At 61.0% G+C, this 14,462-nt stretch carries 7 protein-coding genes and 1 tRNA gene; 1 reads left to right on the forward strand and 7 read right to left on the reverse strand.

Features of this window, described 5'->3' with window-relative positions:
* Positions 1 to 26: 26 nt before the first annotated feature.
* Complete coding sequence (locus I41_RS18465) at positions 27 to 1,346, forward strand: BBP7 family outer membrane beta-barrel protein (RefSeq protein WP_145434412.1); 1,320 nt, start codon at positions 27 to 29, stop codon at positions 1,344 to 1,346.
* Here the strand turns inward: I41_RS18465 and I41_RS18470 are convergent.
* The 7 genes from I41_RS18470 to I41_RS18500 form a co-directional block, all read right to left on the reverse strand.
* Positions 1,343 to 6,646 carry an ELWxxDGT repeat protein gene (locus I41_RS18470; RefSeq protein WP_145434413.1) on the reverse strand — a complete coding sequence of 1,768 codons (5,304 nt, stop codon included), beginning with the start codon at positions 6,644 to 6,646 and terminating at the stop codon, positions 1,343 to 1,345. The two genes, I41_RS18465 and I41_RS18470, sit on opposite strands and share 4 nt — an antisense overlap.
* Positions 6,647 to 7,022: 376 nt before the next feature.
* Entirely contained in the window at positions 7,023 to 9,305 is a 2,283-nt protein-coding gene (locus I41_RS18475) for an ABC transporter permease (RefSeq protein ID WP_145434414.1), read from the reverse strand.
* 29 nt (positions 9,306 to 9,334) lie between these two features.
* Positions 9,335 to 10,663 carry an efflux RND transporter periplasmic adaptor subunit gene (locus tag I41_RS18480; protein WP_145434415.1) on the reverse strand — a complete coding sequence of 443 codons (1,329 nt, stop codon included), beginning with the start codon at positions 10,661 to 10,663 and terminating at the stop codon, positions 9,335 to 9,337.
* A gap of 172 nt (positions 10,664 to 10,835) precedes the next feature.
* Entirely contained in the window at positions 10,836 to 12,407 is a 1,572-nt protein-coding gene (locus I41_RS18485; RefSeq protein WP_145434416.1) for an efflux transporter outer membrane subunit, read from the reverse strand.
* A 424-nt stretch (positions 12,408 to 12,831) separates the two neighbouring features.
* Complete coding sequence (locus I41_RS18490) at positions 12,832 to 13,098, reverse strand: hypothetical protein (protein WP_145434417.1); 267 nt, start codon at positions 13,096 to 13,098, stop codon at positions 12,832 to 12,834.
* A gap of 588 nt (positions 13,099 to 13,686) precedes the next feature.
* Positions 13,687 to 13,760 (reverse strand) — tRNA-Arg (locus tag I41_RS18495).
* A 310-nt stretch (positions 13,761 to 14,070) separates the two neighbouring features.
* Entirely contained in the window at positions 14,071 to 14,412 is a 342-nt protein-coding gene (locus tag I41_RS18500) for a histidine triad nucleotide-binding protein (protein ID WP_145434418.1), read from the reverse strand.
* Positions 14,413 to 14,462 lie beyond the last annotated feature (50 nt).

Consider the following 14,462-nt stretch of genomic DNA (forward strand, 5'->3'; position numbering starts at 1 on the left):
CCCATACCACTTTTCAATTCCGCCGAATGTCGCTTCGACTTCTTGCTGCCGTCTTGTTCGTCTCCCTCGCCACGATGGCGGTGATGCCGAAAAGCTGCGCCCAATCGAGCGATCGACCGATTGGCGGCGAGAGTTCAGCTAGCGAACCCTCGTCCGAGGCGCCGCCCTCGGCAACGATTGCGCCAAGACCGACCGCCAGTTTGCTTGAATATTACAACAAGCAGCAGAGCGAATCGCTAGTCGACGCGCCCGACTGCGCCGCTGCCTGCGAACTACCTTCCTCTGGAGCTAAGTTCTGGGTTAGCGCCGAGTATCTGCTGTGGGGCAGCGAAGGGATGTATGTTCCCGCCCTGGTGACAACCAGCCCGACAGGAACTCCTTCAGGCATTGCCGGAGTGATCGACGCGGAGGATGCCGACACGACCATTCTGAAGGGCGAATCTCACTTCAACGACGATGTTCGATCGGGCGGACGCTTCGCACTCGGAGCTTGGCTTGATCCCGCGCAGCAAGACAGCGTTGCTCTCACGTACTTCTTCATCGGGCAGGGATCGGCAGGTTACCACGTGAATCCTGCCGACAACGCGATCATCGCTCGTCCCTTTTTTAACGTTTCCAGCGGCGAACAAGATGCCCGTTTAGTCGCCTACCCGAACTTGGTTGAAGGAACGGTCGACATCATCGCTCAGAGCAGCTTCCAAGCGGCGTCTTTCGAGTATCGTCGACAAGCGGACCGCTCCGGCCGATTTAAGGTCAATTGGCTGTTCGGGTATATGTTCGCGCAACTAGACGAGAACGTCACCATCCGCGACTCGACGGTTTCGCTCTCCGGCGTCACGCAAGGGACGGCAATTGATCTTTACGACGCCTTCGACTCGAACAACTCCTTCCATGGCGCCTCGCTCGGACTCTCGGCGCATGAGGAATTTGGCGAACTTTGGACCGGGGACGTCATTGCGAAGGGATCGCTCGGCGGCGTCGCCAGCCGAACGAAGATCTCGGGCCAAACGGCCACGACGCTCAACGGCGTCACCACGACGAATGCCGGCGGCCTGCTCACCCAAACCTCGAATCTAGGCACGCACCGTGACGGCTACGTCAGTTCGGCGTGGGAGCTAGGACTCAAGCTGCGCCGCCGACTCACGACCAACACCTCGCTAACGCTCGGCTACAGCTGGTTTCTCCTGAGCCACGTGGAGCGCGCCGGCGAACAAATTGACCAGGGCGTCAATGTGACGCAGATCCCCCCCGGCAACCTCGTGGGGGCCGCACGACCGGCCTTTCCGGGAGAGAAATCGAGCTTCTGGACGCAGGGACTCAACTTCGGCCTGGAAGCTCGCTTTTAGGCCGCAAGCGAACCATCGAGCATGGCGAAGGCTTCGTCGAGCGCGTCAATTTCATCCCCGGCCGTTTGGCTGTGCTCATCACTCGGGCGATCGGATGGTTCCTGTTCAGTGCGCAACAGGACGGTCTGAGGATCGGATGCGTCTCCGCGTCTGACCTCATCGCTCGGCGGAACACTAGCGGTGAGCGATGCCTCGACGTCTGCCTCCTCCTCAGCGACTAGCGAGGCGAAGGCGAGGGCAGCCAGCGCGGGGCCATCGTTGACCGACGCCGAATTCGTCGCAGCTTCCTCTTCGGCCAACAACGAGGCGACTGCAGCCGCCGCGGCACTGCTTGAGCTTGGCGTGAAGGTCGTCGCGCCGCTGCGAATCGCTGCGGCAAGTTCAGCGTGGCCAGCGTTGCTCTCGCCTTGGGCGATCACTTCGCGGAAGTAAGAGTTGCTCGCCTGGCTTGACGCGAAGAACCAGCGAATCGACGTGTAAGTCGGCTTGAGCAAGCGCTCGCCGAAATTGTTGTTCGCCGCTGTTTCGGCGCTTGACAACACAATGTTGGCGATGACGTCGTTGGTGATCGTGGCGCTCGCGTCTGAGCTCGTCTCGAGGCCGTCATTCATCGCCTGCGGCTGCGATTCGGCGACCTTGTACGTTCCGGCGGGCAACGCCGTGAACGAGTAGGCGCCGCTGCTATTGGTGATCGCTGTTCGGGTAATGTTGGTCCCCGTGCTGGTGCTCGTCAACGTGATCAGGACGCCCGGGATGCCAACTTCGCCCGTGTCGCGGACGCCATCGTTATCGGCGTCGAAGTAGACGATGCCCGAGACGACTCCCGTGGTCGTCGCCGCGGTCACGGTCATGGTCACCGTGGCGGTTTTGGTCAGGTTGTCAGTGTCCTTAATGGTATAAGTGAAGGTTTCCGTACCGGTAAAGTTAGCCGCTGGCTTATAGAGGATCTTCGAACCGTCGGAACTAATGGTGACGACGCCGCTTTGAGATCCTTGCGTTACTGCCGAAATGGTCAGCGTCTGCGTGCCGTCGGGAGCGCTGGAGTCGTTCGTTAACACGTCGACCTCCTGCGTGGCGCCGTCGTTCACTACGCTCTTCGTATCGTTGGCCGCCGTCGGAGCGTCGGCGACGCCGTTGACCGTGATGGTCACGGTGATTGGCTGCGACTGGCCCGCGGCGTCTTTCGCTCGGTAGGTAAAGGTATCGGCGCCGAAGTAATTGGCCGTCGGCGTGTAGGTGAACGAACCGTTGGCGTTCAGCGTTAGCGTACCATGGGTAGGAGTCGTCACGACTTCGGCCGTGCGGGCGTCGCCCTCGACGTCGGTATCGTTCGATAGCACGCCTTCGGCCACATTTACCGTCAGCGTTGCATCTTCATTCACGGTATACGAATCGGCGACGGCCACTGGCGGGTCGTTCACCGCATTGACGGTAAGCGTCACGGTGATCGGCTGAGAGGTCGTGGTTCCGTCCTTCACGCGGTAAGTAAACGAGTCGCTGCCGTTGTAGTCGCCGGTCGGCGTGTAGACAAACGACCCGTCCGAATTCAGCTCAATCGTCCCGTGCACGGGGCCGGCAGCGAGTTCCGCGACAAGTGCATCGCCGTCGGGATCGGAGTCGTTCGACAACACGCCTTGCGCCGCGTTAATCGTCAGGACCGTATCTTCGTTGGTGGAGTAAGAATTGGCGGCGCCGACCGGCGGATCATTCACTCCGCTCACGTTGATCGTTACCGTGGCGGCGTTGCCAGTGAGCGTGTTGTCGGTGGCCGTGTAAGTAAAACTGTCGACGCCGAAAAAGTTTGCCGCTGGCGTATAGGTGAATGATCCGTCGGGATTGAGCGTCAGCACGCCGTGGCTTGGCGGCGAGACAACCGAAGCGAAGAGCGTCTCGCCTTGGCCGTCGTTGTTCAGAACTCCGTTCGCGGCCGAGATCGTCAAGATGCCGTCCTCGGTCACCGCATAGGCGTCCGGCAAGATGGCAATATCGCCAGTGACGGTGACGACAATGGTTTGGCTCACAGAGTTGCCCGCCGTGTCGGCGAGCGTGACCGCAAACTGATGAGTCATCGCCTGCGCCGCGGTCGGCGTCCAAGCGATGGCTCCAGTTGTCGGGTCGATTGTCATTCCGGTCGGAGCATTGACGAGCGAATAGGTTGTGTCAGCCGCGCCTTCCGACGGACTCACGGGGTCATAGGCGAAGGATGCGCCAACGTCCACTCTGCTGCCTGGCGTCGAGCTAATCGGCGCGGGCGCAGTTGCGTCAATCGACACGGCGAGCGCAGGGCTGTCAGCGCTCTCCTGACCGCTGAGCGTCTGCCGGGCGTAGATGTTGTGAAGGCCGTCCGTGAGCGCCGCGGCGCCGTTGGTGGTAATCGTCACTGTGGGGCCAGTGGCGACCGCCGACCCGATTAAGGTATCACCCGAGTAAAGGCGTACCTGCCCTCCAGGAGCCACGCCGGAGACGGTGAACTGGAGTTGCTTTCCAGCGCCGTTGTTCAAATTCGTGAGATTGTCAGTGCTCAAGGAACCCGTGTCGCTGACCGCAACGAGGTCAACGCCTGTCGGCTTTAGCACGATCGACTCGGCGAAGTTGCGGTTGTCGAGTTCGACGCCGATTTCGACGGTCACCGTGTGGGCAGCGCCCGCCGCCGGCAACGTTTGCGTTCCTTGCGCACTGGCGACCATGCGAATCGTGTACGTCCCAGGCACGAGTTGCAGTCGATACTTGCCGTCGTTGTCGGTGAGCGTGGAGATTTCAGTCGAATCAAAGGCGCCGTTGTTATTGGCGTCAACGTAAATCGTCGCGCCGGCGAGCCCTTCCTCGCCCGAGTCCTGGACGCCGTTAGAATTCCGGTCGACGAAGCGCACGCCAGCGACGTCGCCGACGCCCTGGATGGAGGAGACGACGGCGAGTTGATTGGCGGTGCTCAGCGGCAGCTCGTCGTACGGCTGGGCATTCGTTTTGTTAATCGGCAGGTTGGCAATCTTGTCGACTGTAGTCATCGACAGGATCTTTCCAAATACGGTGAACGCATTGTTCGCCGCGGAGTCGAGTGACTTGTTCGTGTCGCTCAGGTTGATAAACCATTGACTAGTGGCGCTATTCGGCTGGCCGCTGAGCTTCGCCATCGCGATCGTACCGCGCAGGTTGGAGATGCCGGGTTCGTTTTGAATCTGCGCATCCGTAGGCACGGCGGTAAACTGCGACGTGCTCGTGAACGTCGGCGAAGTGGTCGTGAAACCGCCAGCCTGAATCACGAAATCTTTCACCGAACGATGAAAGAACGTGTTGTTGTAGTCGCCGTCGTTGACATAGTTCAGGAAGTTCGCAACAGTCCCGGGAGTCTGTTCCTCGTACAACTCGATGAAAATCGTGCCGAGGTTGGTGTTCACGGCAACGACCGGATTCGAACCATAGATGAGCACGACGTCGTCGCCCGCCTGCACGGCGTAGTTCGCGAAGTCGCGCACCACTTGTCCGTTGACGAACATCTGCACGGTCTTCTCGGAGGTAGCGACATTTCCAAGCAACTGCGTCGGACTCAGGACGGCATCAGCGTTGTTGCCCGCCAATCCCGCATTCGTGCGCCACACGTCGAAAAACTGGCCGAGCTTCGTTCCTGCGCCGCCGGTGAAATTCACCTTTCCAGGCGCCGTCGTGAAGCTGGCCGCGATTTCGCCGTTGGCCTTGACGCCGACGGTCGTCGGTACAGCGACAGCGACGCCGTCGACGTAAATCGAAAGTTGGTACTGAGCTGCTTCGACCAGACCAAACAGTTCTTTCCCGCTGGTAACGTTCCCAGAAAAGAAGATGCGACCGCCAATCTCGGTGATCGACGTGGGGTCCGCCGAGCCTGTTCCCGCGACCGTGTCAGCCACGAGAGTCGCGCCGGCGGAGGGCGTGTACTTCCACAACTCGCGTCCTTGGTCTCCGGTAAACGCTGAGAAGTAAAGCGTACCGTCGACGTTCGTGATATATGCCGGAATGCTGCCGTGCGGCCCCTGCGACGACTCGCCCGCGGCAAAACTTCCGGTCCAGACGTCCGCAAGCATCACGGTGCCTGCCGCGGTACCGTCGGACTTCCACAGTTCTTTGCCGTTCGTGCCGTCGTTGCCGGCGAAGTAGAGGACGTCGTCGATCACGGTGAAGGCGCCAAAATAGGAGACGTCTCCGTCCGCCCCGGGGCGCAGATTCTTCACGAGCGAAGTACCCGCCTCGTCGCCGTTGCTACGCCAGAGCTCGTCGCCGTTGACGCCGTCGTTCGCTGAGAAGAGCAGTAAGTCGCTCGTCGCGACCATTAAACTAGAGCTAGTGAAGGCGCTCTCCGCGCCGACGCGAATGTCCTTGACCAGCGAGGTACCCGCCTCGGTTCCGTTGGACTTCCAGAGTTCGGCGCCGTGCGTTCCGTCGTTGGCAACGAAGTAAAGCTCGCCGTCGAGAACGCGCAACAGACCGGGATGCGACGAATTCTGCCGCGTTTGCGCCGAGCCGCCCCCGGTGGGCGTGTACTGATACGTCCCCTGATGGATATCCTTCACCAGAACGGTGCCAACCTCGGTCCCGTCGGACTTCCAGAGTTCGCGGCCATGCTGTCCGTCGTCGGCGACGAAGTAAAGGGCGCCATTGTAATTCGTGAGTTGCGTGGGGCTCGACGACGAGGGCGTGGCTCCCGCATCGGCGGAGATATTCTTCACCATGGCGGTTCCGCCGCTGCTGCCGTCAGAACTCCACAGCTCGATGCCCGAGACTCCGTTGCGGGCGGTGAAATACAACTTGCCGCCGACGTTCGTCAGCTGCGTCGGATTTGAGGAGTTGGCAAACGTCTGGTAGCTAGCGCCCGACGGAACTGTATAAGTTCCGGTGAAAAGATCTCGCACCAGCTGCGTTCCGCCGACGGCGCCATCCGTGCGCCAAAGTTCATTACCGTTGGTTCCGTCGTTAGCCGCAAAGTAAAGGACGCCGTTGACGTTCACCAAATTGGTTGGATTGGACGATCCTGCTCCGGCGTTGACGTCGACCAACATCGCGGTCCCCTGCGGGGTGCCGTCGGTCTTCCAGAGCTCGCGGCCATTGACGCCGTTGTTCGCCACGAAGTAGGTGACGCCGCTGATTTCAATGAAGTCCGACGCCGCCGACGCGCCGGTGGCGTTCAGATCGAACAAGATCGGCACGCTCGACAACGCGTAGCGCGTCTCGAGCGACTCCAATCCCAGGGCGCGGCTTCCCTGTTGGCGGAGAGATTGGGCCTGGCGCCGACGGCGCTCGCGGCGGCTGATCTGCGATGGGTGCTTCTTCATGCTTGCCTGATCGACGCGCGCCAAAGGCGGGGAGCGTCGTGCCTGTTCCGAAAGACAATTTTTCTTCTGCCAGGAAGCGATTGCCGCTCCCTGGACGCCGGCCTCTCCCGTGGCGATACGGGCCAACTTCCATCGTAAGTAGGGCCTTCCGGGCCCACAACAAATCGGCGCTTGTGCGCGTGCAAACTCGATCGCCGAATCGCCAACACGACGCGTTTTGCAGGTCGCACGGATTAGATAGTGCGCTTTATGGCCGCGAAAAACGGGGGGGGTAAAGCAACAATCTAGCGGACCCGCGCCTCCAAGTTCATGGCGTTTAGATCGGACGCCCCCATGGAGACGCCTCTCCTATACGTATGAAAGGCCGATTTGTTGGCTATTCGTAACGGAGCGCTTCGATCGGATCGAGTCGGGACGCCTTCCATGCCGGGTAGAAGCCAAAGGCGACGCCAATCGTCGCCGAAACGACGAAGGCCCCCACGATCGCCGGAACCGACGCCTGCACCGGCCAGCGGAGGGCAAGCCACACCGCGTAGGAGGCGGCCCGACCGAGCATAATTCCCACGGCGCCGCCAAAAACGCACAGGACGATCGCCTCGATGAGGAATTGCCGCAAAATATGGTACGACCGGGCGCCGACCGCCATCCGCAGGCCAATTTCGCGCGTCCGCTCGGTCACCGAGACCAGCATGATGTTCATGATTCCGACGCCGCCGACCACCAGGGAAATGAGGGCGACGATCATCAGCAAACCGCCCATCATCTCCGACATCGAGCCCATCATTTTCACCATTTCGCTCATGTCGCGAAGGTTGAAGTCGTCCGTCTGACCCGTTCGGATGCGGTGCCGCTGGCGCAAGATGCTGGTGATCTCGTCCATCGCGGTTGGAATTTCGGGCGCCGACCGGGCCTTCACGTAGATCTGGTCGACATTGGTGAATCGCACTGGCTGCGGCGTGTTGGCCAGTTGCGTCGCCGATTGTTCGGGATAGAGTGCCGTCGAACCAGGATAAAGTTCGTTGAGCGAGTTCACGGCGTCGGAAGTCGAACTGCTGGCGGCGGCTTCGGTTGCGGCCGCCGAGTTGTCCGAGATCCGGTACTTGACGGTGGTCCAAGGAGCCAAGAGCACGTCGTCTTGGTCCATCCCCATCATGTTCGAGCCTTTGCGACCCAGGACGCCGATCACGCGGAGCGACACATTTTTGACGCGCAGGTCTTCGCCTATTGGCGACTGCCCGTCGAACAACTCCTTCACTAGCGTTTGACCGATCACGCAAACCTTATTCGCATTGCGCACATCGCGATCGGTGAACATTTCGCCCTCATCCATTTGCTCCCAATCGCGAATCGTCAAATAAGGCGCGGTCGTCCCCATGACGTTCATGGGAATCCAGTTCCGATTGCCGTAGACGACTTGCCCTTGAATCTGCACAACCGGGGCTGTGGCGGCGACTGCGGACGCCTCTAGCTCAATCTCGTCGGCATCGCCGGGGGTGAGCGTCAGCAGCGTGCCGGAGCCGAAGCTGATGCCGCCGCTGGCCGCCGCTCCGGAGCGGACCATGATCGTGTTGGCGCCCATGGACGCCATCGTCTGCATGATTGAGGTCCGCGAGCCCTGACTGATTTCCACCATCGCAATGACGGCGCCGACGCCAATAATCACGCCCAGTGCCGTGAGCGCCGACCGCATTTTGTTGCGCCGCAGGGCCGTCGCGGCTGTACGGAGGGGCGCGGGGACCAGCGCTGCGACGCCCATTCTCGCTGGGCGTACTGGCGCCGGAATGGTTATGGCGGAGGCGGGCTGGGTCGAGCCGACGACGGTTCGCCGCCGCTGCGCAACCGCGACGCCGCCGCTCCCTGGCGACGAGTCGCCATCGCCGGCGATTGCGGCGTTGGGCTCCAGAATGGACTCGGGAGCGTCAGCACGCTGGTAAGGCGCGCTCGACTGGCGCTGCGACACGTCGATCGACCTGCCGCCATGATCATCCTCGACGATCAACCCATCGACGACGCGGATCACGCGGTCGGCGTAGGCCGCCACCTTCGGATCGTGAGTCACCAGCATCACGGTCAGACCTGCCGCATTAAGCTGCTGGAACATTTCGAGAATCTCGACGCTCGTCTGCGAATCGAGATTGCCGGTCGGCTCGTCCGCAAGGAGCAGGGCCGGTTCGTTGATTAGCGACCTCGCAATCGCAACACGCTGTTGCTGCCCGCCCGACATTTGACTCGGCACATGGTCGAGACGCGGGCCGAGGCCGACGCGATTGAGGATCTCGTGCGCTCGTTCGATCGAGGCGCGAACGGATGGCGCCTTCGTCGAGTAATCGAGCGGCATCAAGACGTTGTTCACCGCAGTCGTTCGCGGCAGTAGATTAAAGCTTTGGAAAACGAATCCGAGTTTGGCCGTTCGGACCAGAGCGCGCTCATTCGCCGCGAGGCTGCTGATCTCCTGGCCATCCAGCCAATACTTGCCTGAGGTGGGACGATCGAGACACCCCAGCACGTTCATCAGCGTACTCTTGCCGGACCCCGACGCCCCCATCAAGGCGATGAGCTCCCCGCGCTCGACGCTGAAAGAGATTCCCTTCAATACAGGAACGTCGACCTCGCCGAGGTGGTACGTCTTCGTGATGTTCTCGAGCCGCAACAGCGACATTTGGCAATCGATTCTCGTTCCGTCGAACGCTAACTCCGCGGTCGCGAACGGGGCATTTTCGGTGCGAATGGATTGTTCACCTGCTCAGCGGCTTCCGTAGTCTGCACGCCAAGGACCACTTCGAGCCCCTCCGTCAATTCATCGGCGCTCACTTCGGTGCGCGCGCGATCGCTGACGCCGAGCGTCACTTCAATGGGGACCAAGCCACTCGTTCGGCGAACCCAAATTCTCCCGCGCGAATCGTCGGGAGAATGGGCGTCATCGGAGTCGTCCGCGCTCGGCGCCGACACCGCCTCCGCGGCGATGAGTTCCGTCGGCGGTTCATACCGCAGCGCGGCGTTCGGCACGGTCAAGACCTGTTCACGTCGCGCGATCTCGAACTGCAACGTAGCCGTGAGGTAGGGAAGCAATTTCAAATCGGCGTTGTCGGTCGACACGACGACCGTGTAGACGACGACGTTCTGGGTCATCTTCGCATTCAAACGAACTTGCTCGACGACCCCGCGAAAGGATTCGCTAGGAAATGCATCGACGGTAAAACTGACGGGCGTGCCAACCTTCAGTCCGCCGATGTCTGCTTCGTTGACTGACGCCCATACCTGCATCCGCCGCAGATCCTTCGCGATGAGGAACAGACTCGGGGCGTTCAAACTGGCGACCACCGTCTGCCCGATGTTGACGCGCCGGTCGAGTATCGTGCCTTCGACGGGCGACTTGATGACGGTGTAACCAAGATTCGTCTCTGCCAGGTCGAGCGTCGATTGTTGCTGGGCGATGACGGCCTTGCCGACTTCGATATTCGCCTTCGCCACTTCGTAGTTCGATTTGGCGAGCACGAAGTCGGCGTCGGAAATGCCCCGAAGTGTGACGCCTTCACCTTGCCCCGTTGCCGAGATCCCGCTAACTGAAATGGTTCGCAGCCGTTGGGCGCGTTGCCACTCCGCATTTGTCTGCGCGAGTCTCGCTTCAAACTGAACCAAGTCCGCCTTGGCCCGTTCAAACGCCGCCCGCGCCTGATTTCGTTGGGCGAGATAGACCGAGTCGTCAATCATCGCCAAGATCGTCCCTTCCTTCACTTCCGAGCGATAGTCAACAGGCTTGTTTTTGAATGCCGGGTCAGTTTCCCCGCGGGGATCGAGCCCAAAGCTCCTGATTCGCCCCACCACCTGGGCGCCAACGTCGACAACCTCCTCCGGCTCAAGAGTCCCGGTCGCTTCGACGGTGAGAATCAGATCGCCCCGTTCAACGGCCCCCGTTCGGAACAGGGTCTCGGGCGTCCCTCCGCCGTAGTCGCCGTAAAACTTGACGCCCGCGGCGACGAGGGACAGGAATAGCGCGATTGACAAAACTGTCTTCATGATGGATGTCACCCTCTTCGCTGAGGGCTCACCGAGCAAGCTCGAGAAATCGCTTCAGGCGGTAATCGCTGCCCCCCGCGTCGCGTGAGCAGAGAAGTCTTTCATGCCCCTATCCTATTCGTGGGCATGAAGTAAAACCAGCTGAGACCCCTGCGCAAAGCCGCGACGCGACTTAATTGCCGGCTGGCGGCGGTGAAGCAGGGGGCGCTGGAGCCGGCAGAGGCGGCGTTGTCGCAGTCGCGTCGGCGTCGGCCTCTGGCGCCGGGAGCGGCTCAGGCGATAGTATTCCCTGCTTGTTGGGAACCGGCGCCAACCGAATTTGCCAGCCGCCGCCCAAGGCGCGATAGACGTCGATCAAGCTGAGCGCGATTTGCCCCCGCGACTGTGCCCAGAGGTCGAGTTGCTGAATCAGCGTCTGCTGGATAACCGCATACCGGTTGAAATCGACGAGTCCAGCTTCATATTGGGCAATCACCACCTGCAGTGCGATGTTCGAATCGTCGATGCTAAGTTTCAGGTTGCGGGCCCGCTCCTGCGAATTGAGGAACGAGACGATGCCGTTCTCGACTTCGAGGTCGGCGTTCAACACTGTGTTTTGGTAGTTCGCCACCAGCGCCTGGAATTGCGCTTCCTGGAAACGAATGTTATTGCGGATGCGGCCGTAGTTGAGGATGTTCCACTGGAACACCGGCCCCACATTGCTGTTGAGCGACTCGCTCTTGAACAAATCGGAAAGGCTCGCCGCCTGCCAACCGAGAGTGCCGGTTAACGATAGGGCAGGATAAAGTTCCGCCGTGGCAATGCCGATCTGTTCCGCCTGCGCGGCGGCATTCCGTTCGGCACGGCGTACGTCCGGCCGGCGGCGCAGCAAGTCGGCTGGAATGCCAACAACCAAATAGTCCGGCGCCACCGGGATGTTAGTCTCGGCCGGTCCATCGAGCAGGTTGGTCAAATCCGCGACCGGCATGCCCATCAGGATGCAGAGATTGTTCTGGGCCTGCCTCAGTTGCGTTTGCAGTTCGAATAGTTGCGCGATGCTTTGTCGCAGATCGCTGCGCGCCTGCGCCAGGTCGAGATCGGCCACCGCTCCGACGTCGGCCTTACTGGTGATGAACGTGACCACCCCCTCTTGAACCGCGACGATGCGGCTCAACAGTCGAATCCGCTCCTGCGAGGTGCGGTAGCTGACGTAATTGCTGGCGACGTCGCCGAGCAATGTTACGAGAACGGCGTCGTAGTCTTCAATCGAGGCATCAAGCGTCGCTTCCGCCGCGAGCACGGCGCGGCGAAAGCGGCCCCAGAAGTCGAGTTCCCACGCCAGGCTGAACCCAGACGTCCATTGGTCAAAGAAGTTGTTGCCGACGCCGAAACGGCGATAGCCGCCTTCGGCCGCCTGGAACTGCGGAAAGACGTTGCCGACGGCGAAGCCAAGTTGCGCCCGCGCGGCAAGGATGCGGAACCCCGCCTCGCGGAGGGTAAGGTTCTGACCATTGGCCCGTTCGATCAGGCCATTCAGCGTTGGATCGCCGAAGACGGTCCACCAACCAGCGAGTTCATCCTGCTCATTGCGGACCCGTTGGTCGGCGTCGTCGATCCAGTTGGGCGCGACCGCTGCTGCAGGTTTTGCGTAGTTTGGACCAACTTTGAAGCCGTTGCGAAGGTATTCTCGCGGGCTCGTGCACCCGGCGACCAGTTGCAGCACTGTTGCCAGCAATGCCAGCAGATGTCGTGAGTCTCTGGGCATCCGTGCGACCAGTCGCGGGCTTTTCGGGGCAGGGAGCGAGCGACTTCGCTCAGCATTGGCGGGCTGTCGACCAACAGCGGAATAATCGGCGCCAACGATACGACCGTGCCATTACCGTACCTACAGCCCGCAAAGTCGTGCTAACCGGACCAGCGGTTCGGTAATGTCACGGCTACCCCTACCGCAAGGCCGCGAGCGCTGCGGAAGTGCCAGCCCACGTAATGAGTCACCGCGGCCAATTTCTCCAGCGAAACTTGGCGGAGATGGAAAAGGAGAATGGTTAGGGTCGACATCCCCCACATTTGCCCAGTTACGCTGGCACTCATCATTTGCCCCCTCGGCCGAGACGACAGATCAAGACATAAAACGACCCGCCGCGTTTCCACGTGGCGGGTCAGACGTGCAGTGATTGGTCTCTGACAGCTCACTCCGAGCCGTGAAGCTTCACCAGCTTGTTGTACAGCCCCAGGATAAGCAGCGTGGGGGCCCATTGGCCGACGAACTGAGAATCCTTGTCTTGCCCCATCGTTTTTAGAGCGAGTGAGCCGAGAATCGAGGCGCCCGCGGCCCAGAGGAAGATATCTGACGGCAACTTAGCCGTTTGTTCTTCGATCATCTTGGCGACGAAGCCTTCCTCTTGGTGAGGCGGCGCGCCGCGACGCGTTCCGGTGGCGGTGGCAGTATGCGACATGGTAGTTCTCCTTAGCGTAACAGGGGATGAGGCTCGCGACGGGTTCCGCGGCCAGGTTTGGTCAGCTTCGCATCACGTAGTAAGCAAGTCGCGCGCCGCTTGCCGCTCACGGGGAGAAATACGGGGCGTTGCGACGCCGCATTGAGCTAAAAGGCCAGCATCTCGCGAATGGGGGGACGGTCGGCGCTGTCACTTGGCGCTTTACGTTTCCCAACGCAAGAAAATCCAAATCTCAGCACATTTGGGCATTGAGTAGTCGCACTGATTTAACGCGCCACCCAGATTCTGGCATTCCTAGGCGCTGCTCACGTTGTTCGCCCGGCGGCGACCGTGCATTCTCGCATCGACCCCGAAATGCACGGCGCCGTCTGGCATTCCTACCGGTCGTCAATCGGCTGAGTTTCGCTAGCCGGCGGTCCAACGGCCGGAGCCGATAACAGCGGACTCGTGCACACGCGAGGATGCCGCAGAGTGCGACAAGACGGCCGTTGCCCGACTCGCCTTACGGAGGTCATCACTCCGGCGGCGAAATTACCGCGTAGGGCGTGTGACGCTGCAGCGAGGCGTCAAGTCGGCGGCAGGAGCAAATACCCGCGACTGGATTCGAACCAGTAACCTTCGGCTTCGGAGGCCGACGCGCTATCCAATTGCGCCACGCGGGCTGAGTGACTTTGGGTGCCAATGCGTTGGGTCACGAGCGCCGCCGTTAGGCAGCGGTCGCGGAGGTCGACACGTCACTAACCTACCCCCTCGTGCCGCCGCTGACAACGGCCGTGGTTTTCGCCTGTGGAAGGATCGGTTGCGGGCTCCTTGATCCCAACGCTGCGGAGCGTGCGGTTCCGGTCCGACGCGCCGACATTTCGAGAAAGTGGCGCTGACGGGCTGCGACGGCTCGTGATCGTTGACCGTTATTCGCGGTTGACGACGCTAAGTCGCTGCCATGGCACTCGACCTCATGCGGTCTCCAGGCGATTAACCAGGAGGCCAGTCCAATTGGCGGCCGCCCAAAATATGGAAGTGGAGGTGATCGACCGACTGTCCGCCGAGTTTGCCGCAATTGGTGACGACGCGGTAGCCTGAGTCGGCGACGCCCAGGTCGCGCGCGATCTGACCAATAACCACCCAGAGGTGGCCGAGCAGCGCGGCGTCGCCTTGCTTGATTGCGTCGACCGACCTGATTTCCTGTTTTGGAATCACCAGGACATGGACTGGCGCTTGCGGTGCGACGTCGCGGAAGGCAAGGCAGAGGTGGTCTTCGTAGACGATGTCGGCGGGAATCTCACGGTCGATGATTCGCTGGAAGATCGTGCTCATGGATTCTCATCCGGCGTGGCGACGAGGCGGTCAAGATCCTGCAGTCCAAA

Origin of the sequence: Lacipirellula limnantheis (genome assembly GCF_007746075.1) — a bacterium.
In the GTDB taxonomy this organism is placed as follows: domain Bacteria; phylum Planctomycetota; class Planctomycetia; order Pirellulales; family Lacipirellulaceae; genus Lacipirellula; species Lacipirellula limnantheis.

Coding starts and splice junctions, on each gene's coding strand:
- I41_RS18465 (WP_145434412.1), top strand. CDS start 27: ATGTCGCTTCGACTTCTTGCTGCCGTCTTGTTCGTCTCCCTCGCCACG.
- I41_RS18470 (WP_145434413.1), bottom strand. CDS start 6,646: ATGAAGAAGCACCCATCGCAGATCAGCCGCCGCGAGCGCCGTCGGCGC.
- I41_RS18475 (WP_145434414.1), bottom strand. CDS start 9,305: ATGTCGCTGTTGCGGCTCGAGAACATCACGAAGACGTACCACCTCGGC.
- I41_RS18480 (WP_145434415.1), bottom strand. CDS start 10,663: ATGAAGACAGTTTTGTCAATCGCGCTATTCCTGTCCCTCGTCGCCGCG.
- I41_RS18485 (WP_145434416.1), bottom strand. CDS start 12,407: ATGCCCAGAGACTCACGACATCTGCTGGCATTGCTGGCAACAGTGCTG.
- I41_RS18490 (WP_145434417.1), bottom strand. CDS start 13,098: ATGTCGCATACTGCCACCGCCACCGGAACGCGTCGCGGCGCGCCGCCT.
- I41_RS18500 (WP_145434418.1), bottom strand. CDS start 14,412: ATGAGCACGATCTTCCAGCGAATCATCGACCGTGAGATTCCCGCCGAC.